The 18,613-nt window shown below is 64.8% G+C and carries 16 protein-coding genes; 9 read left to right on the top strand and 7 right to left on the bottom strand.

Annotated features, from left to right (window positions below; translation table 11 throughout):
• Positions 1-32: 32 nt before the first annotated feature.
• The 9 genes from P3H15_RS05950 (at position 33) to P3H15_RS05910 (ending at position 9,581) form a co-directional block, all read left to right on the top strand.
• Complete coding sequence (locus P3H15_RS05950) at positions 33-335, top strand: hypothetical protein (protein ID WP_276136390.1); 303 nt, start codon at positions 33-35, stop codon at positions 333-335.
• A gap of 74 nt (positions 336-409) precedes the next feature.
• A complete protein-coding gene (locus P3H15_RS05945; protein ID WP_276136389.1) occupies positions 410-1,045 on the top strand; it encodes a VOC family protein in 636 nt (211 codons plus the stop codon).
• 58 nt (positions 1,046-1,103) lie between these two features.
• Positions 1,104-2,294, top strand: a complete 1,191-nt coding sequence (locus P3H15_RS05940) for an epoxide hydrolase family protein (protein WP_276136388.1) — start codon at positions 1,104-1,106, stop codon at positions 2,292-2,294.
• Between the two features lie 158 nt (positions 2,295-2,452).
• Complete coding sequence (locus P3H15_RS05935) at positions 2,453-3,343, top strand: NADP-dependent oxidoreductase (protein ID WP_276136387.1); 891 nt, start codon at positions 2,453-2,455, stop codon at positions 3,341-3,343.
• Between the two features lie 39 nt (positions 3,344-3,382).
• Entirely contained in the window at positions 3,383-5,845 is a 2,463-nt protein-coding gene (locus tag P3H15_RS05930) for a LuxR C-terminal-related transcriptional regulator (RefSeq protein ID WP_276136386.1), read from the top strand.
• 168 nt (positions 5,846-6,013) lie between these two features.
• On the top strand, positions 6,014-7,345 hold the full coding sequence (locus P3H15_RS05925; protein WP_276136385.1) for an NAD(P)/FAD-dependent oxidoreductase: 1,332 nt from the start codon (positions 6,014-6,016) through the stop codon (positions 7,343-7,345).
• Between the two features lie 61 nt (positions 7,346-7,406).
• A complete protein-coding gene (locus P3H15_RS05920) occupies positions 7,407-7,889 on the top strand; it encodes a VOC family protein (RefSeq protein ID WP_276136384.1) in 483 nt (160 codons plus the stop codon).
• Between the two features lie 75 nt (positions 7,890-7,964).
• On the top strand, positions 7,965-8,189 hold the full coding sequence (locus tag P3H15_RS55480) for a thiamine pyrophosphate-binding protein (protein ID WP_346348754.1): 225 nt from the start codon (positions 7,965-7,967) through the stop codon (positions 8,187-8,189).
• Positions 8,190-9,581 carry a thiamine pyrophosphate-dependent enzyme gene (locus tag P3H15_RS05910; protein ID WP_346348753.1) on the top strand — a complete coding sequence of 464 codons (1,392 nt, stop codon included), beginning with the start codon at positions 8,190-8,192 and terminating at the stop codon, positions 9,579-9,581.
• Positions 9,582-9,768: 187 nt separating this feature from the next.
• Here P3H15_RS05910 and P3H15_RS05905 read toward each other — a convergent pair whose 3' ends face one another.
• From P3H15_RS05905 to lpdA, 7 genes are all read right to left on the bottom strand, one after another.
• Positions 9,769-10,761 (bottom strand): alpha/beta hydrolase, encoded by a 993-nt coding sequence (locus tag P3H15_RS05905; RefSeq protein ID WP_276136383.1) that lies wholly within the window; start codon positions 10,759-10,761, stop codon positions 9,769-9,771.
• 3 nt (positions 10,762-10,764) lie between these two features.
• Positions 10,765-11,604 carry an IclR family transcriptional regulator gene (locus P3H15_RS05900; RefSeq protein WP_276136382.1) on the bottom strand — a complete coding sequence of 280 codons (840 nt, stop codon included), beginning with the start codon at positions 11,602-11,604 and terminating at the stop codon, positions 10,765-10,767.
• Entirely contained in the window at positions 11,601-12,776 is a 1,176-nt protein-coding gene (locus P3H15_RS05895; protein WP_276136381.1) for a CaiB/BaiF CoA-transferase family protein, read from the bottom strand. The genes P3H15_RS05900 and P3H15_RS05895 overlap by 4 nt, the downstream gene beginning before the upstream one ends.
• Before the next feature lie 100 nt (positions 12,777-12,876).
• The gene (locus tag P3H15_RS05890) at positions 12,877-13,641 is read right to left on the bottom strand and encodes an SDR family NAD(P)-dependent oxidoreductase (RefSeq protein WP_276136380.1); all 765 of its coding nucleotides are present in this window, start codon (positions 13,639-13,641) and stop codon (positions 12,877-12,879) included.
• Positions 13,638-15,584, bottom strand: coding sequence for an NAD(P)/FAD-dependent oxidoreductase (locus P3H15_RS05885; RefSeq protein WP_276136379.1), 1,947 nt, complete (start codon positions 15,582-15,584; stop codon positions 13,638-13,640). The genes P3H15_RS05890 and P3H15_RS05885 overlap by 4 nt, the downstream gene beginning before the upstream one ends.
• Positions 15,581-17,224 (bottom strand): class I adenylate-forming enzyme family protein, encoded by a 1,644-nt coding sequence (locus P3H15_RS05880; protein ID WP_276136378.1) that lies wholly within the window; start codon positions 17,222-17,224, stop codon positions 15,581-15,583. Before P3H15_RS05880 ends, P3H15_RS05885 begins: the two co-directional genes overlap by 4 nt.
• Positions 17,221-18,612 carry a dihydrolipoyl dehydrogenase gene (lpdA, locus tag P3H15_RS05875; protein ID WP_276136377.1) on the bottom strand — a complete coding sequence of 464 codons (1,392 nt, stop codon included), beginning with the start codon at positions 18,610-18,612 and terminating at the stop codon, positions 17,221-17,223. The genes P3H15_RS05880 and lpdA overlap by 4 nt, the downstream gene beginning before the upstream one ends.
• Position 18,613 lies beyond the last annotated feature (1 nt).

Raw genomic sequence — 18,613 nt, 5'->3', positions numbered from 1 at the left:
AGACGCGCCGCGCAATTGCGAGTCTTATCGGCATGAACAGCACGCACCTCCACCAGAACAACTCACACACCAGCATCTCCTCCTGGAAGCGGTTCGCCACCGCCGCAGTCGCCACCGCCGCACTCGGCGTCATCCCCGCCGGCATTTCAGCCGCCACCACAGCTGCCGCCACCCCCGTCGCCGCCGTCATCGCACCTGGCACTCCCCGCGACCACGACAACACCATGCAGCAGCAGAGCCGGCACGACCGGCAACGCGACCAAAGGCAGGACCGCCGCGCCGAGACCACCATCGGCGACCAAATCCTTGCCGGCTGGCACAGCAGCAGCATGTAAGACGTTTGCACCGTCGATCGCCCCGACCTCACCTCACCACCCACCAGAGAAATCCCCAGAAGGAAGTAATGAGCATGACCGAAACCCGCACCACCGAGGCGACCACCACCACGACGGTCGCGACCGTCGACATGAAACTCGAGGTCCTCGTCCTCCCCGTCTCCGACATGGATCGCGCCACCGACTTCTACACGAAACTCAGCTGGCGACGAGACTTCACACCGCCCGACTCCGGCGTCGTCCAGTTCACCCCGCCCGGCGCCGCCACCTCGATCCATTTCGGCACGGATCTGACCACCGCAGCACCCGGCTCCGCCACAGCCTTCCTCATCGTCTCCGACATCGTCGCCGCCCACCAGCAGCTGGTCGCCGCCGGAACCGATGTCAGCGACATCTTCCACTACACCGCGAACGGCCCGGTCCTCGGACCGGACCCCGACCATTCCAGCTACAACTCGTACGCCAGCTTCCACGATCCCGACGGCAACACCTGGAAGTTGCAGGAAGTCACCACCCGGCTGCCCGGACGCATCGACTCCGCCGCAACAACATTCAGTTCCCACCGCGAACTGGTGAAGGCGCTTTTCCGCGCGGCCATCGCCCACGGTGAACACGAGAAGCGCAACGGCGGACAGTACGACGAGAACTGGCCCGACTGGTACGCCGCCTACATGGTCGCCGAACAGGCCGGGACAGAGCTGCCCATCTGACGCTCCGATCCACCCAAAAACCAATCTCGACCACCAACCAACACAGCAAGGACCCCACATGTCTGTCACATCCGAAGTCGCGATCCGGCCGTTCACGTTCGAGTTCCCCGAGACCGAACTCGAGGCGCTGCGCCAGCGCATCGCGGCCACACGGTGGCCCGACAAGGAGACCGTCGCAGATCAGTCGCAGGGCGTGCCTCTCGCGACGAGCCAGGCACTCGCCCAGTACTGGGCGTCGGATTATGACTGGCGCAAGGTCGAGGCGAAACTGAACGCTCTGCCGCAGTTCATCACAGAGATCGATGGGCTCGACATTCACTTCATTCACATTCGCTCGAAGCACGAGGACGCGTTGCCGCTCATCGTCACGCACGGGTGGCCCGGGTCGATCATCGAGCAGCTGAAGATCATCGAACCGCTGACCGATCCCACCGCTCATGGTGGTGACGCATCGGACGCTTTCCATCTGGTGATTCCGTCGGGGCCCGGCTACGGGTTCTCGGGCAAGCCGACCACCACCGGCTGGGGCCTCGACCGCATCGCACGTGCCTGGATCGAGCTGATGAAGCGCCTCGGATACACGCGGTACGCGGCGCAAGGCGGCGACTGGGGCGCGATCGTCACGGAACTGATGGCTCTACAGGCGCCGCCGGAACTGGTCGGCATTCACACCAACATGGCTTCCGTGGTTCCACCCGAGATCGATCAGGCGCTCCGCACCGGCAACCCACTACCGTCCGATCTCTCCGACGACGAAAAGGCCGCCTCCGACCAGCTGGCCTTCTTCTACCAGCACATCGGATACGCCGTGGAGATGGGGACGCGCCCACAGACACTGACCGGATTGACGGATTCGCCCGTCGGACTGGCAACGTTCATGCTCGACCACGACGCGAAGAGTTTGGAGCTGATCTCCCGGGCCTTCGCCGGACAGCCCGAAGGCCTGACGCGAGACGACGTCCTCGACAACATCACGCTGTTCTGGCTGACGAACACCGCGGTGTCCGCAGCTCGGCTCTATTGGGAACTCACGTCCCCGGCCTTCCTCGCCACCAGGGGCGTCTCCATCCCGGTTGCCGTGAGCGTCTTTCCCGACGAGCTCTATCAGGCACCGCGCAGTTGGACGGAGAAGGCGTATCCCAACCTCGTCCACTACAACAAGCTCGACAAGGGCGGGCACTTCGCGGCCTGGGAACAGCCACAGCTCCTGGCAGAAGAGATTCGCGTGGGCCTGCGGTCGCTTCGATAGCCGACCGTCGTCGGACGTGTGCACCGGCCCACGTCCTGCCGGGGCGACCGGGTGGCTCACCGCGAGCCACCCGGTCGCCCCGGCTGCGCGGCCACGCCGTGCGTTCTCACCGCAACCGCCCCAGATCGTCTCGTTTCACACACGAAAAGGTATGAACCATGTTCGCTGTTCAGTTCGATTCTCCTGGATACATCGATGTGCTCCAGGTGCGAAATATTCCGGTCCCCAGTCCGGGTGAGGGTGAAGTACTCATCGCCCTCGAAGCATCGGCGATCAATCCCGCCGACGTGAAAATTCGTAGCGGGATGATCACACCTCAGGGAAGTGCGCCGTTCACGCTCGGATACGACCTGGTGGGCACCGTAAAACAGACGGGCCCGAATGCCGGCCGGTTTCTGCCCGGTGATCGGGTCATTGGTGCCTCGACGTCGGCCGTCACCGGAAACGGGACATGGTCGGAGTTCGTCTGCCTCCCGGAGACGTCCCTTGCCCGTGCCCCCGAAAACGTCGACTCGGCCATCCTTGCCCAGTTACCTCTACCCGGCTTGACCGCGATGCAGGCCGTCGATGCTCTGCAGTTGACTCCGGGAGCCGACGTGCTCGTCGCCGGAGCCGCCGGCGCGGTCGGACGTATCGCCCTGCAGCTTCTCCACCTCCGCGGATACCGCGCGCACGCGTTGGTTCGGCGGGCCGAGCAGGCGGAATCGTTGCCGACCGGTGTAGCAGAGGAAGTACATATCGGCTCACTGCCGGTCTCCCGCGTCGACGCAGTGATCGACACCGCCGGAATTGACCTGTCCGCCTCGTTACGGCCCGGGGGGCACTACGTCACCGTTGTCCCGGGAAGCCCGCCCCACAGCGTGTCGCCGGAGAGCGCGACGCTGGTGATCACTCACGAGTCCGGCGCGATGTTGCACGCACTCGCCGAACTCCTCGCGAGCGGTGAGCTAGACCTCCCCGGCTCGACAACGTTCACGTTCTCAGAGATCGAGGCTGCTCACCACGAGTACGACCGCCAGCTGGGACGCCGCATCACGCTCGTCGTCTGACCGGCACGGTAGCGGCCCACCGAGATCTGCGAAGAATCCATGAACGACGAATCCAATCGAGCCGGGCCCGCGGGCCGCCCGACCGAACTCACCCCGATGCCCGTGCCGCCGCCCGACGCGAAGGCACGATCGGGCGGTGGTTCGGGCAATTCGATGCCGGTCCGGGGCCGAGGCCGGACCGGAAACCTGCCGGTGGAGCTGACCAGTTTCGTCGGCCGCCGCCATGAGGTGGGCGAGACGAAGAAGATGCTGTCCGCGTCCCGGCTGGTGACACTGACCGGGATCGGGGGCGTAGGGAAGACCCGGCTCGCGCTGCGAGTCGCCACCGACTCGCAGCGAGCGTTCACCGACGGTTCCTGGCTGATCGAGCTCAGCGAGCTCTCCGATCCGGAGTTGGTGACCGGTGTCGTATCGGACGTCCTCGGACTGAGGAATCACACGGTGGACGCACCGTTGGTCCTGCTGACCGACAACCTCGCCGACAAGGATGTGTTGCTGGTGCTCGACAACTGTGAGCACCTGCTGGAGTCGGTGGCGGCACTGGCGGCCACCGTGTTGCGGACCTGCCCAGCGGTGCGCATCCTGGCGACGAGCCGGGAGCCGCTGAGGGTCAGAGGGGAAGCGGTGACCCGGGTTCCGCCGATGCAGACCCCCAACCCAGACCATGCGCCGTCGCTTCGCGGGTTGCCCGGCTACGAGTCGATCGCGTTGTTTCTGCAACGAGCCGTCGCCGCCGTTCCCACGTTCGAACTCACGGAGGACAACCAGGTGGCGGTGGCGCAGATCTGCGCCCGCCTGGACGGATTGCCATTGCCGATCGAATTGGCCGCAGCTCGGCTGCGAGTCATGTCCGTGCACCAGATCCTCGACCGCTTGTCCGATCGATACCGCCTGCTCACCGGCGGCAGCCGTGCCGCACCCGACCGGCAGAAGACGTTGCGGTGGTCCATCGGCTGGAGCTACGAGCTGTGCACCCCGCAAGAGCAGCGTCTGTGGGCGCGGTTGACGGTGTTCGCCTGCAGCTTCGAACTCGACGCCGCCGAAGCCATCTGCGGCGACGATGATCGGGGCGGCGATCTCCTCGACGTCGTGTCGGCACTGGTCGACAAATCGATTTTGATCAGGGAAGAGGCCGGCGAGGTGGTCCGGTACCGGATGCTGGACATCTTGAGAGAGTACGCCCAGGAAAAACTGCAGCTCACGGGCGAATACCCCAACCTGCGCAGACGCTTTCAGGACTGGTACCAGGAGCTGATCACGCGTGCCGCGGCCGACATCATCAGTCCTCGCCAGCTGCATTGGCTCGATCTCCTCGATAGGGAACAGCCGAATCTTCGTGCTGCCCTGCATTTTGCGCTCTCCGAACCAGACGAGGCCGATGCCGGACCGCGCATGGCGGTCGGGTTGTCTCCGTTCTGGCTCTCCCGCGGATACGTCCGGGAGGGCCGGCTCTGGCTCGACCGGGTCCTCGCCGCCCACGTCGGCGAATCCGGTGCGGATCTGGCCAAAGCCCTGTACCTGGTCAGTCTCTTCGCGGGAGTGCAGGGAGACGTGGCTGAAGGTGTTGGTCTGCTGGCCCGCGCCGATTCCCTCGAGGATCGACCGGGCGCCACCTCGATGCGTGCGCTGCGGGGATTCGTCCGAGGATTCCTCGCTCTCTACAACAGCGACTCCGTATCCGCCGTAATGTATTTCGATGAGGCGATCGGCGCCGCGCAAGAAACCGAGGGTGCTGCCTTCTTCCATGTAGTGAGTCTGTTGGGCAAAGGGCTCTCCTACGTGTCGCTCGGCGACGCGTCGAAGGCGCGCGTCTGCCACGAGGAGATGCTGGCCCTCACCGGGGCACTCGGAGACTTCGTGTACTGCGGGCGGTCCGCGATGATCGGGGCATGGGCGTGGTGGTGCGATGGTGATCGCACCCGGGCGCGAGCGGTCATCGAGGAGGGAATCCGACTGTCGACTCGTGCCGACGACTCGTTCGGCATCGGCTGCAGCCTGGAAGCCCTCGCATGGATCGAAGCCGACCACGATCCCGGCTGCGCCGCAGTCCTTCTCGGAGCGGCCGCCGCAATCTGGCGGGACGTCGGCGGAACCATGGCCAACTATCTCACAGGTCTGAGTTACCACAGCGACTGCGAACAACACGCACGCCGTGTGCTCGGTGACCGGCAGTTCGAGGAGAAGTACCAGCACGGCAGCGCGTTCAGCGTCGACAACGCGGTCGGATACGCCTTCGATATACAGCCCGCGCCTGCGAAGAAGTCTCCCGAAGTCGGCACCCTGAGCCGACGCGAACGACAAGTCGCCGAGCTCGTCGCCGAGGGACTGACCAACAGGGCGATCGCCGCAAAGCTGGTCATCTCGCAGCGCACCGCACAGGGCCACGTCGAACGGATCCTCTCCAAACTCGGCTACACCTCGCGAACGCAGATCGCCACCTGGCTCGTCGAACAGCGACACCAACAGAACCCTGACCCCGAGACGCGAACTCACCACTCATGACCATGCCTGCGTTGCACGCTGCCGCCACCGATCGCACCGACCAACCACCCGGGCGACCGCGACTGATCGCCCCGCACTGTCCGTCGCCCTCTCTTGTCAGGTCGATGGACGAGCGATACCATCGCGGTTACCAGAACTGGAAACTAATTTCGAAAGTAGGAAATCTTGATGGTCCAGCGAATTGCCGTGATCGGCGCAGGGCCCGCCGGGCTGAGCGCAGCCAAACACCTCATCGGACGGGGCTTCGACGTCACCGTCTACGAGAAGGGGTCCGAGGTCGGTGGGCTGTGGGTATACGACAACGACAACGGGATCGGCGCGGCATATCAGTCGCTGCGGATCAATTCCGAAGCGAGGGACACCGGTTACCGCGACTTTCCGATCCCCGCGGAGGCATCCCTCTTCCCCACTCACTATGAGATGAGGGCCTACTTCAACGCCTACGCCGACCACTTCGGGTTGCGTCAGCACATCGTTGTCAACACTGCGGTCGACAGCGTTGAGCCCGTAGCGGAAGCGCCGGGCGCTCCGCGCTGGAAGCTGAAGTTGAACGATGGCACGGAACCCGAATTCGACAATGTGGTGGTAGCGAACGGACACCAGTCGATCCCGAGCCACCCGCCGTTCGCAGCCGACTTCACAGGTGAATACCTGCATTCACGTGACTACCGGGTCCCGGATCGGTTCGCCGGAAAGAAGGTTCTCGTAGTCGGGACCGGAAACAGCGGCCTGGACATCGCTGCGGATGTCTGCGTTGTGACGGATCGGACGGTGCTGGCCGCCCGCTCGCCCGTTCTGATCATGCCTCGAATGATGTTCGGTGCTCCGTTGTCACGTTTTCTGGCGAAGGTGGAGCGCCCCTGGCTACCTTGGCCGCTGGCGCGCCGGGTCCGAGAACTGGTCACGCTGGTCGCGCACGGGCGGATGGAGCACTGGGGCTTCACGACACCGAAAACGCGGACGCACCCGGCCAGTCACCCCACCGTGATGTCCCATATCGCGTGGAACCGAATCGCAGTCCGTCCCGGAACACACAGCGCCGAAGGCACTACCGTTCGATTCGACGACGGAACGGAAGAGGTTTTCGACGCCGTGATCGCCGCGACCGGCTACCAGTTCGACATCCCGTTCCTCGGCAGCGAGGTGTCGCCGATCAACGGTGGGCGCATCGACCTGTACCGAAGGGCCGTGTCGCCAAATTGGCCCGGCCTCTACTTCGTTGGACTGTTCGACGTCAGCGGCGGCGCCAATATCCGGATGATCGACATCCAGAGCCGTTGGCTCGCCGCGGTCATCTCCGGAGACGTCGACCTTCCCGACGAGGCCGCGATGCGATCGGCGATCGCTGAAGAACACGAGCAGATGGCTCGGCTGTATCCGTCGGGGCGGCGGTACGGACTCGAGTTGGACCCACGTGAGTATGGTCTCGCCGTTCGTGAAGACCTCGCGAAGGCGAAAGAGAAGGCCGCGGCATCGGCTCAGATCCCGCAACCTGTCTGATCGGTTTGTGCCTCAACCGATACGAATTCCCCCCGGTGTCACCGAGAAACAAAGGAACGAGATGAGCCACCCCGTCGTAGCCGTCAATCACGTGAGCGTGCCAGCTCGTGCACTGGGTGAATCGGTGCGCTTCTATGAGGACTTTCTGCATCTCGAGCAGGTCCCGTCTCCGACCTTCGCAGTTCCGACCGCGTGGTTCTCGATCGGTGACAGGACACTGCATGTATACGAGTACGGGGCGACGACGGACGTAAGTCAGATTCATCACTTTGCGCTGGAGGTCAGCGATTTCATGGGTTTGTACGACCACGCGACGAACCTGGGGATCAAAGAAAAAGGATTTCTCAGCACCATATATGAGCTCCCGGATGGCGGGGTCCAGATGTATGTGCGAGATCCGGCGAACAATCTTCTCGAATTGGTTTGCCGCGACCGGTCGACAGTGGACCGTGGCCGAATTCCCGAATACAAAGTGCTTGCCGACACCATCTCGCAAGAACCGGCGTCAGAAGGCGCGCGGATGTTCAACTACCACGTGCAATGAACGCGGCTCCGTTGGGAATCCGCCGACTGATCGGCAAACGTGCTCTCGAGACGTTCTGAACGAAAGGGTCAACCGATGCAGGTCCACAAAGCTCTCGCCCAAGGGCTGATCGACCATGGGGTCACGACGTTGTTCGGCCTGATGGGCGACGGCAACCTCTACCTGGCGAACTACTACTCCTCGATCCCTGGAGCCACATACATCGCATCAGCGCACGAGGCCGGCGCCGTGTTGATGGCCAACGGCTACGCCAGCGTTTCAGGAGAGGTCGGCGTGGCGACCGTCACCCACGGTCCATGATTGGCCAACGCACTTCCGCCTGTGATCGACAGCGTACGGAGCCGGATGCCGATAGTGTTGATCTGCGGCGACACCGCAGACGGTGACCGAAACACCTTGCAGGACATCGTACAAAGAGAACTGGTTCTTCCGACAGGAGCCGGTTTCGAACAGGTACGGCGCCCCGAGACCGCTGTTCAGGATTTGCGCGAGGCCCTGTGGCGGGCGACCGCAGAACGCAGACCGATCGTACTCAACGTGCCGGTCGATTACATGTGGAAAGAGGTTGAGTACCAACATGACCCTCTGCCGCCTGCGGACCGGAACACGACACTGGACCCTGACGCGATGGACCGAGCGGTCGGCATTGTTGCTGACGCCGAGCGACCGATCGTCCTGGCCGGCCGCGGGGCGGCGACGCCGAGCGCTCGGGCAGCCATCTGCCGGCTTGTCGAGCGTCTCGGCGCGCCGGTCGCAACCACCTTGCGAGGAATGTCGCTGTTCTCGGCGGACCCAGGGGCGATGGGAGTATTCGGCACACTCTCCACCTCCGCCGCTCTGGACCAGATCGGCAAGAGCGATTGCGTCATCGCGTTCGGTGCGGGCCTGAATTCCTGGACCACGGATTCAGGGGCCCTCCTGGACGGCAAACGAGTCGTGCAGTGCGATACCGATCCACAGGCGATCAAGCGACACATCGATGTCGATGCTGCCGTACTGGGCGACGCTGCGACGATCGCGGACGCGATCCTCGGGTATCTCGACGAGGCAGAGGTCCCTGCCCGCCGGTTTCGGGAAGACTGGATCGAGAAGTCAGTTGATCGCGAGGACTACGAGATCCCACCGGCTTCCACTTCTCTCGTGGGCAGTATCCCATTCCGTGAGACCGTGCGAGCAATCGACCGGTTGATTCCCGAGGACCGAGTGGTCGTAGTCGATGCCGGTCGCTTCATGTTTGCAGGCTATACGCTGCTCCACGTTCCTGACCCCCATTCACTCGTGCATACCTGCAACTTCGGCGCGATCGGCCTCGGCATGGGGAACGCGATCGGAGCCGCGCTCGCCGCGCACGGCAGGCCCGTACTCCTGGTCTGCGGAGACGGCGGCGTCATGCTCGGTGGAATCACTGAATTCGTCAACGCCGTGCACAACGGGATCGACTTGATTGTCACGGTCCTGAACGACTCGTCGTATGGCGCCGAGCACATTCAGTTTCGTAACCGGGACATGGACCCTGCCCGGACACTGTTCCGGTGGCCGGATCTTTCGGCGCTTGCAATTGCCCTCGGGGGCGAGGGAGTCACAATGCGAGTTCCGGACGATCTCACAACGGTGGAGAAAGCTATCGTCAATCGCACACGACCGCTCCTGATCGAGGTCGAGCTCGACCCCGACGACGTGCCCATCGAGTGATCGGAGTCATGAGCCGGTCGATGCTCGACTCATTGGGTATGACCCACCCGAAGTGCCCAGTGCTGCTAGTGTTCTGAGACTCGGCCGTCGGCGCCCGCGTCGGCATCGGCGCCACGGACGGTGGCAGATTCGATCTCGCGGTCACCCTCGCGAGGTCGCGAGGGTCTGATGCGGACCCGGGGCGATGTCAGGGCGAGGCCGGATCGCTCCGAAGGGCGCAGCGCAGCGCCTCGATGCGTTGCGCCCATGCCTGACGGGTGCGCTCCGCCCCGGGCGCCAGCTGGTCGAATCCGTGGTAGGCGCCGGGGTGGACGTGCAGCTCCAGGGATACCCCGGCTGTCGCCAATGCCTGTGCAAAACGCAGATTTTCGGAGAGGAAGAGATCGAGCGAGCCGACGTCGAGGAAAGTCGGCGGCATGCCTGTCAGATCCGTCGCGCGGGCCGCGGCGGCGTCGGCGGGGACGTCGGTCCCTCCTGCCCTGTCACCGAGGATGTGACGCCACGCTTCGGTGTTGTGTTCGCTGTCCCAGACGCCGAGCGCCGGCTGAGCGCCTTGCTCACCGGTGCGGTCGTCGAGCATAGGCGCCGCCAGTGCGAGGAGTGCGATGCGCGGGTCTCTGCGGTGGCGCCAACGCAGGGCGAGCGCCGCTGCGAGCCCTCCGCCGCCGCTGACGCCGTAGACGGCAACTCTGGCAGGGTCGATCCCCAGCGTGTGGCCCGAATTCATCATCCAGGTCAGTGCTGCCGTGCAATCGTCGATCGCAGCCGGGTAGGAGTGCTCCGGGGCCAACCGGTAGTCGATGGAGACCGTGGTGGCCCCAGTGCCCGCGGCGAGTTGCGCCGCATATGCGTCCTCGGCCTCGATGCTGCCCATGACCATTCCTCCGCCATGGATGTAGAGCAGTCCGCCCTCGCAGCGGTCTTCGGCAGGTTGATAGATCCGCGCCCGAACCGTCGAGCCCGCCTCCAGAACGACGTCGCTCCGGACGACTGCAGGCTGCTCGCCAGCAACCGTGACGCTCATGCCCAACCGGTCGTACAGCCGACGCCTTTCCTTCAGGTCGGCGACGCTGAGGAAACCGCGTGGTCCGAGAGAATCACGCAGCGTCGCCAGCTGTCGACGCATCTGCGGGTCTATCCGGTGTGCCTCCGGAATGTCGGTGTCGCTGGGTGCCCTCATGTTTCAGCGCCGCGCCGCTCGTGCAGCAGACTTCGTGGCAGTCGCGCCGGCCGCCCCGCTATCGGGGGCGTCGGTGCCAGGCGAAACCAGCTTGGCGAGGTCGTTGACGCCGAGATCGTCTTGGATGTCCGCAGCGGTCCGCTGGCTCTGCTCGATCAGCTCGTCTTCCCGGGCGGTGTCGAGGCCTGCGCTGAGCGCAGAAACGTGGATCGCAGCCACCATCGTCCCGGCGGCGTCGCGAACCGGAACAGCGATTCCAAAGATTCCCGGATAGCCCTCCTCTCGGCTGACAGACAGTCCACTCTGCCGGATCCGATCGAACTCGGCTTCCAGCAATTCCGGTTCGGTGATCGTCGTGGACGTCAACCGGCGTTGCGGACGCGCGAGCACCCGTTCGCGCAAGTCGTCCTCATATGCGGCATACAGTTTTCCGACCGCGGTGGCATGCAGCGCCAGGGAATCGCCGATCCTGATGTTGACCGACACGGGCTGCGTCCCGCGAAATCGATCCACGTACACGATCCGGTCGCCGACCCGTACCGCCAGGTACACGTCGTTGCCCAGCGTCTTGGCGAGATGTTCGAGATGCCGCCGCCCGAGCGTACGTACTTCGAGCGAATTCATGATCTTGATCCCGACTCGAACAGCCCGCGGGCCGACCGTGTAGCGGAGATCGTCTGTGGCCGCAATAATTTCGGCCGCGAGCATCGTCTGCAGCAGGTTGTGAGTGCTGCTGACCGGCGCGCCGACCGCCTGACTGATCTCGGTGAGCCGCAACCCGTCGGGTGCGTCGACGAGTGCGTCGAGGACATCGAATGTCCTCAAGAATCGATCCGGGTTCATGCCGTGACCTCCTGATTCGTTGCAGCGATCGAGCCAGATGCGAGCAGCGCGTCGATCCTTGCTTCATCCATACCCGCTTCGCGGAGCACCTCCACCGAGTGCTGTCCCGGTTCCGCCACGCCGCGCCGCACCCGTGTGGGCGTGCGACTGAATCGGGGAGCCGGGGCCGGCTGGGTGATGTCGTCCACCTTGATGAACGCATTCCTCGATACGTTGTGACGATGACTGGGCGCTTCCAGCATGGACAGGACCGGAGTGACGCACGAGTCGGTGTTCTCCAGCAGCGCCGTCCACGCGTCGCGGGTCCGCGTCCGGAAGATTTCTGCGAACACTTCGCGTAGCGCCGGCCATTGACTACGGTCCCACTGATCGAGCAGATCGCGGTCATCGAGCCCGAGCGCCGCGAGGAGGTTTGCGTAGAACTTCGGTTCCATGGCGGCCACCGCCACATACTTGTCGTCGGAGGTGGCGTACACGCTGTAGAAGTGGGCGCCGCCGTCGTTCATGTTCGACTCCCGGTCGTGGTCCCACATGCCACGCCCGGACAGCTCGTACATCATCGTCATCAGCAGTGCCGAGCCCTCGGCCATCGACGCATCCACCACCTGGCCCCGACCCGAGTTCTTCGCTTCGAGCATCGCTGCGACCATGCCGAACGCGAGAAGCAGGCCTCCGCCGCCGAAGTCGCCGATGAGGTTCAACGGCACCGTGGGCGCCTGATCTCGACCGCCGATGTGGTGCAGCACGCCGGCGACCGCTATGTAGTTCAGGTCGTGGCCGGCACGCTGGGCCAGGTCGCCGTCCTGGCCCCATCCGGTCATTCTCCCGAAGACCAGGCGCGGCTTTCGAGCCAGGCACACCTCCGGCCCCAAGCCCAGGCGTTCCATGACTCCGGGCCGGTATCCCTCGATCAGTCCGTCCGCGTTCTTCAGCAGTTCGAGCACGGTATCGATCCCACCGGGGGACTTGAGGTCGACTGCCACCGAGCGGCGCCCCCTGCCAAGCCCCCCGGTGGTCATTCGGACCAAATCGTCTGGTGTACCGCCATCCGCGGAAGGTACCCGGTCGATGGTGATGACATCAGCTCCCAGGTCACTCAGTAGGAGAGCGACGAAGGGCGTCGGTCCGATGCCTGCAAACTCGACCACACTGATCCCCGCCAACGGACCCATACTTGAACTCCCAACACTCAACTAGCCACATTCTACATAATAACGGATTTGAATTCGATATCTCGAAAGGATGGATCCTCGGGTCGATCTCGAGGCAGGCTCACCGCGGCCCCATCCTGATCGCGCCGTCGAGCCGGATCACCTCACCATTGAGCATCGGATTCTCGATCACGTGCTGCACGAGACCTGCATACTCATCGGGATTGCCGAGCCGACTCGGGTGCGGAACCTGCGCCCCCACCGAGGCGCGCACCTCATCCGCGACTCCCGCGAACATCGGAGTTTCGAACAAACCGGGGGCAATGGTGACGACGCGGATCTGGTGCCGGGCGAGTTCCCTCGCTGCCGGCAGCGTCATTCCTGCGACTCCGCTCTTGGAGGCCGCGTAGGCCACCTGCCCGACCTGCCCCTCATATGCGGCGATCGAAGCAGTGCAGACCACCACTCCTCTCTCTCCGTCGGTCTGCGCCTGCTCACTCATCGCGGAAGCAGCTTGCGCGATGAGGGCATAGGTTCCGCCGAGATTCACAGCCACCGTCTGCGCGAACAGCTCTCCCCTGTCGCTGCGCGGGCCCACAAGACTCCCGCTGGTCGCAATTCCAGCGGCGGCCACCGCGATCCGCAGCGGAGCAAGTTCCCGTGCCGTCTGCATGGCAACGCCCACGTCGTCCCACTTCGTCACATCCCCGGGCACGAAAACGGCGCCGCCGCCCAACTCTGCGGCGAGTGCCGCGCCCGTATCCTCCGACCGGGGGAGGTCGAGTAGCACTACGCTCGCGCCGGCTCGGGCCAACCGGCGAGCGGCAGCCGCGCCGAGCCCCGACGCTCCCCCGCTGATCACTGCGGAGCAACCTGCAATCTTCATCCCATGTCTCCTGAGGCACGTTCGGTGGTCCGGAAGTCGCCCAGATCGGCTCGGCGGATCATGTCCCAGAAGTCGACCACCTTGAACGGGTTGTTGACCACGACCCGTCCCTTGGAGTTGCGGTAGTAGACGTCCATCCCGGGGTGGGACCACACCATCCGAGAGTGCGCGTCGTCCACCTTGCGGTTGTAGTCGTCATAGACGTCCTGGCTGCACTCCACGGAGTCCAGGTCCTTGGTGATCATCTGGTTCATCAGATCGGCGATGTAATTCATCTGGAGCTCCATCATGGAGATGAGGCTTCCACCGTGTCCGAACTGGGTGTTGGGACCGTACAGGCAAAAGAAGTTCGGGAAGTCCGGAACCGCGACGCCGAGATACGCACGCGCGTCGTCACCGTCCCAGGCCGCCTCGAGTGTGCGGCCGCTGCGGCCCGTGATCCGCATGGGGGCGAGGAATCTGACGACGTCGAATCCCGTGGCGAACACCAGAACGTCGACTGGATGTGTGAGACCGTCCGTGGTGTGGACGCTCTGATCCTGGATCTCGGCGATCGGTGTCGTCTGCAAGTGGACGTCTTCGCGGGCCAGCGTGGCGAACCAGCGGTTGTCGAGCAGCATTCGCTTCCCGAAGGGCGGATAGGTCGGCAACACATCGCCGAGCATCTCCAAGTTCCCGTCGAGCTCCTTGACCAGGTATCGGGTGAGGAAACGCCGGTGGCCGTCGTTCATCGCATTGATCGACCGATGCTGGTGCGGCCATTGAACATCTCTCTGCAATCCGTCGTGGCCGCGGTCGTTGAAGATCCAGGTCAGCCGGAGCCGATACCACGACCGGTACAGCGGAACCTCAGCCATGAGGTAGCGGATCGGCTCTGGAACGTCGACCTTGAATTTTTCGAACGGGGCGGCCCACTGTGGCGACCGCTGGAATACCGTGACCGACTCGGCGGCATCGGCGATCGCGGGAACCAGCTGCATCGCGCTCGCCCCGTTGCCGATCACTCCTACTCGCCGGCCTGCGACGTCCAGGTCCTCCGGCCACCGCGCTGTGTGGACCACGGGCCCGGTGAACGAATCGGTGCCCGGGATCGCGGGGATCTTCGGCTTGTTGAAGGCGCCGACTGCGCTGATCACGATCGCGGCAGTGGTGGTCGATCGGTGACCGTCCCGGTCGATCAGATCCAGCGTCCACCGCCGGGTGTAGTCATCCCAGGTGGCACCCTCGACCTCGATACCGAACCTGATGTTCGGGCGAATTCCGAACCGGTCGGCAATCTGTTGGAAGTAGCCGTGCAACTCGTCCCGTGAGGCGAACCATCGGGACCAGTCGTGTCGCGCGAACGAGAACGAGTACAGGTGACTCGGTGTGTCGACACCGCATCCCGGGTAGCGGTTCTCCAGCCATGTTCCGCCGACTTCGTCGTTCCGCTCGAGTACGGTGTAGGAAATGCCCATCTCGCCCAGCCGGAATGCGGCACAGAGGCCCGACGCGCCGGCGCCGATGACGACGGCGTCGAAGCCCGGCGGCGGGACCATCGGGGGAGCCGCGCTCGTCTCGCCCGCGCCGACCTGCAATTCGTGGGTGGCCATGTCGGCGTACTGGTCGGGCACGTGCTCCCCGACCGACACGCGCAACATCTCGATCAGCTGGTCGGGTGACAGGTGCGCAACCGCGAGGGTACCGCTCCTGCCCCAATTCAGGATCGCCTCGGCCGCGGCGTGTCGAATCTCGTCCTGGAGAGACCGTTCGAGCCCGGCGGTGTCGTTGTCGCTGAGCCCCCGGACAGGGGTCGGCAGGTAGGGCTCGGCCAACCAACGCTGCTCCCCCGTCATCTGGAACAACACCATCAGCAAGGTCGGCACGTTGGCCACCGCCACAGCCTCGCGAATCCTTCGTTCGTCCAGCCGCGAGGTCTCCGCCCCGACATCGGTGTTCGTCACTCTGTGTACTCCTTCGTGTTATCGGACGACGCCCACACTTCCTTGGCTTCGTCCAGCAAAGCGTTTCGAATGAGCTTCCCCGTCAAGGTTCGAGGTAACTCGTTATGTTTCATCACGATTCGGCCGGGAACTTTGTAGGAGGCGATGTGATGGCGGCAGTAGTCGACCAGCGCGGCCTCGTCTGCGACGGCGGAGCCATCGATGCGGACGAACCCGATGGCGACCTGTTGCTTGTCGATGTCGTCGACCCCCACGACCGCCGCCTCCAAGACCTCGTCGTGAGTGAGCAGGAAGTCCTCCACCTCGAGCGGGGAGACGTTGATGCCACCGGTCCGGATCATCTCCGAGGCACGGCCGGCGAAGTGCAGCCTGCCGTCGTCGTCGAGTTGCCCGAGGTCACCGGTGCGGAACGCGCCGTCTTCGGTGAACGCGGCGGCGGTCTCATCCGGCTGGTCGAGATAGCCGGATGAGACGAAGCCGGACACTGTGATCTCGCCGACCTTCCCGGCGGGCAGTTCGGCGCCGGTCTCCGGGTCGATGATCGAAACCTGGTTTCCGGCCAGCGGTGGCCCCTGGGTCGAGCACTTCATTTCGAGTGGCCAGTCATGCGGGGTGACCGTGGCGCCGCCGTACATTTCCGTCGACCCGTATGCGTTGCAGATGTCGGTCACACCGAGTTCTTCTGCGGCGGCACGGACATCGGTGTCCGGGCCGATCGTCATCCCTCGTCGCAGACTCGCGGTGCGGGAACGGGCGAACCCCGGGTTCGCCAGCAGGCTACGGGTGATCGAGGGCAACGTGTAGATGGCAGTGCATTGGTGCCGCTCGATCTGCTCGAGGACTCCGACCGCATCGAAGGTGTCCTGGAGGACGATCGTGCAACCGGTGACGAGGGCGACCATCAGTGCGTTGGCCCCGCCGTAGCTCCAGAAGAGCGGGACGGGCACCACGATTCGATCCTCCGGTGTGATCCCCATCCGCTCGGCGACCTCGCGAGCATGGTCGATGGCATCGTGTTGTCCGAGCCGGACAGCTTTCGGCCTCGATGTCGAACCCGATGTGTAGAGGACCAGAGCGGTGCCTTCGGTGTCGGTCTCGTTGCGGGAAGCGGCGCTGCCGCGACGATGTTCGCCGAGGTCTCGGAACGCGTACGCCCCCGCTGGGACCCGGTTTCCGATGATCACCACACCGCGCAGTGCGGGGTAGGCCACGGAACGCCAACCTGGCCCGGCGGCACTCCACGCTTCGGGGACGAGTTCGCGGATCGTGGGCATCAGGTCGGTCGGGCCGAATCCATCTACTGTGATGAGCACCTCGCAGCGCGAGTGGGTGAGTAGATGATCGAGATCCCACCGCCGCGACCAGGTCGCGAAGGCGGCCACGGTCGCTCCGACCGTTATCGCGGCATAGGTGGCGACGAGCCACTCTCTGCGGTTCGTGCACAACAGACCCACCCGGGTTCCCGGGCCGACTCCGATCGCACGCAGCCCAGCCGCAGTCGCCGCCACGGACTCCGCGAGCTGACCGTGGCTGAGCTCTCCTTGTTCGTCGATGACGGCGGGCTGGGAGCGGCGTCGTCGTGAGGTGTCCTGAATGATCTCGGAGATCGACGCGGGCAGCGGCGTGTCGGCGGCCGTCATCGTTTCCTCCTGCGTGCAGCGCGACGGCGCGCGGCCACTGCGGCCGCGTGCACCGTCTCCACCAGAGACGGATGTGGGTGGATCGTTGCCACTAAATCCTCGGCGCGGCAGCTGGTCTCGACTGCGACTGCGGCCTGGGCGATGAGATCACACGCGCTGGGGCCGACCATGTGTACCCCGAGCACCACGTCCGTCTCCGCGTCGACGACGATCTTCACCATCCCGTCGGCTTCGTCGAGCACCACAGCCCGACCGGAGGTGGCGAACGAGCTACGGCCCACTACTACCTCGTACCCTTGCTCCTCGGCCTGCTCCGCCGTCAGCCCCACGGCAGCGATTTCAGGGTCGGTGAACGCGATGAGCGGCACCTGCGTGTCGAAGGCGCTCGGCAGCCCGGAGATCGCCTCGGCGGCCACGACTCCCTCAGCCATCGCCTTGTGGGCGAGCGCGGGTCCTTCGGTGATGTCCCCGATGGCGTATACGTGGGGCAGCGCAGTCCTGCCCTGCCCGTCCACGGGGATGTGTCCGGTCGCAGTCACTGCGAGTCCCAGCCTGTCGAGCTGCAGGTCGCCGGTGACCGGGCCGCGGCCCACGGCGACCAGGATCGCATGCGCGGGCACCTGGTCGTCGGTGCCGTCTGTGCGGACCAGCAAGTTGTCGGCCTGGACTCCGACGGCAGTCGTGCCGAGGCGGATGTCGATGCCCAGCTCGCCCGCGCGCTCGGTGACCACCTGCACCAGGTCGGGGTCAAATCCCGCAAGCAACCGGTCGGTGGCCTCGACAACGGTGACGCGAGTGCCGAAATGGGCGAACGCCATGCCCAGTTCCATCCCGACGTAGCCGCCTCCCACAACTACGAGCGAGGGCGGCACCTCGTCGAAGGCGAGCACTCCCGTCGAGTCGAACACCCGGATCCCGTCGACGGGCAGAGCCGCGAGCTCGACCGGTTGGGAGCCGGTGGCCAGGATCGCCTGCTCGAACCGAAAGTGCTGGACGTGATCACCGCTCTCGACCGATATCCGGTGCTCGTCGAGAAAGAACGCGGTGCCGGACACCACCCGCACCCGGCCCAGGGTGGCGCTGACGCCCCCGACCAGCCGGTCGACGACCTGCTTTCGCCAGGCCTGCAGACCGGAAAGGTCGATTTTGGACTGCAGCTGTGGTCCCTGGACGGGAAGTCGTGCGCTACGGGCAAGGTCGTGCGCGGCGGTCGTGAAGACCTTCGAGGGGATGCATCCGACATTCAGACACACTCCACCGAGATCACTCCGCTCGACGAGCAGCACCTCTTTGCCCAGCTCCGCGGCCCGGGCGGCGGCCGTGTACCCTCCGGGGCCGCCTCCCACCACCAGTACCTCGACGGGCTCGGCCATCTCTCCTACAACCATG

Origin of the sequence: Rhodococcus sp. T2V (assembly GCF_029269925.1) — a bacterium.
GTDB classification, from domain to species: domain Bacteria; phylum Actinomycetota; class Actinomycetes; order Mycobacteriales; family Mycobacteriaceae; genus Rhodococcus_F; species Rhodococcus_F koreensis.
The sequence above is the reverse complement of the archived record's forward strand: the minus strand, read 5'-3'. Positions and strand labels throughout refer to the sequence as shown.

Coding starts and splice junctions, on each gene's coding strand:
- P3H15_RS05930 (WP_276136386.1), top strand. CDS start 3,383: ATGAACGACGAATCCAATCGAGCCGGGCCCGCGGGCCGCCCGACCGAA.
- P3H15_RS05940 (WP_276136388.1), top strand. CDS start 1,104: ATGTCTGTCACATCCGAAGTCGCGATCCGGCCGTTCACGTTCGAGTTC.
- P3H15_RS05945 (WP_276136389.1), top strand. CDS start 410: ATGACCGAAACCCGCACCACCGAGGCGACCACCACCACGACGGTCGCG.
- lpdA (WP_276136377.1), bottom strand. CDS start 18,612: ATGGTTGTAGGAGAGATGGCCGAGCCCGTCGAGGTACTGGTGGTGGGA.
- P3H15_RS05920 (WP_276136384.1), top strand. CDS start 7,407: ATGAGCCACCCCGTCGTAGCCGTCAATCACGTGAGCGTGCCAGCTCGT.
- P3H15_RS05890 (WP_276136380.1), bottom strand. CDS start 13,641: ATGAAGATTGCAGGTTGCTCCGCAGTGATCAGCGGGGGAGCGTCGGGG.
- P3H15_RS05895 (WP_276136381.1), bottom strand. CDS start 12,776: ATGGGTCCGTTGGCGGGGATCAGTGTGGTCGAGTTTGCAGGCATCGGA.
- P3H15_RS05950 (WP_276136390.1), top strand. CDS start 33: ATGAACAGCACGCACCTCCACCAGAACAACTCACACACCAGCATCTCC.
- P3H15_RS05900 (WP_276136382.1), bottom strand. CDS start 11,604: ATGAACCCGGATCGATTCTTGAGGACATTCGATGTCCTCGACGCACTC.
- P3H15_RS05925 (WP_276136385.1), top strand. CDS start 6,014: ATGGTCCAGCGAATTGCCGTGATCGGCGCAGGGCCCGCCGGGCTGAGC.
- P3H15_RS05905 (WP_276136383.1), bottom strand. CDS start 10,761: ATGAGGGCACCCAGCGACACCGACATTCCGGAGGCACACCGGATAGAC.
- P3H15_RS05880 (WP_276136378.1), bottom strand. CDS start 17,224: ATGACGGCCGCCGACACGCCGCTGCCCGCGTCGATCTCCGAGATCATT.
- P3H15_RS05935 (WP_276136387.1), top strand. CDS start 2,453: ATGTTCGCTGTTCAGTTCGATTCTCCTGGATACATCGATGTGCTCCAG.
- P3H15_RS55480 (WP_346348754.1), top strand. CDS start 7,965: ATGCAGGTCCACAAAGCTCTCGCCCAAGGGCTGATCGACCATGGGGTC.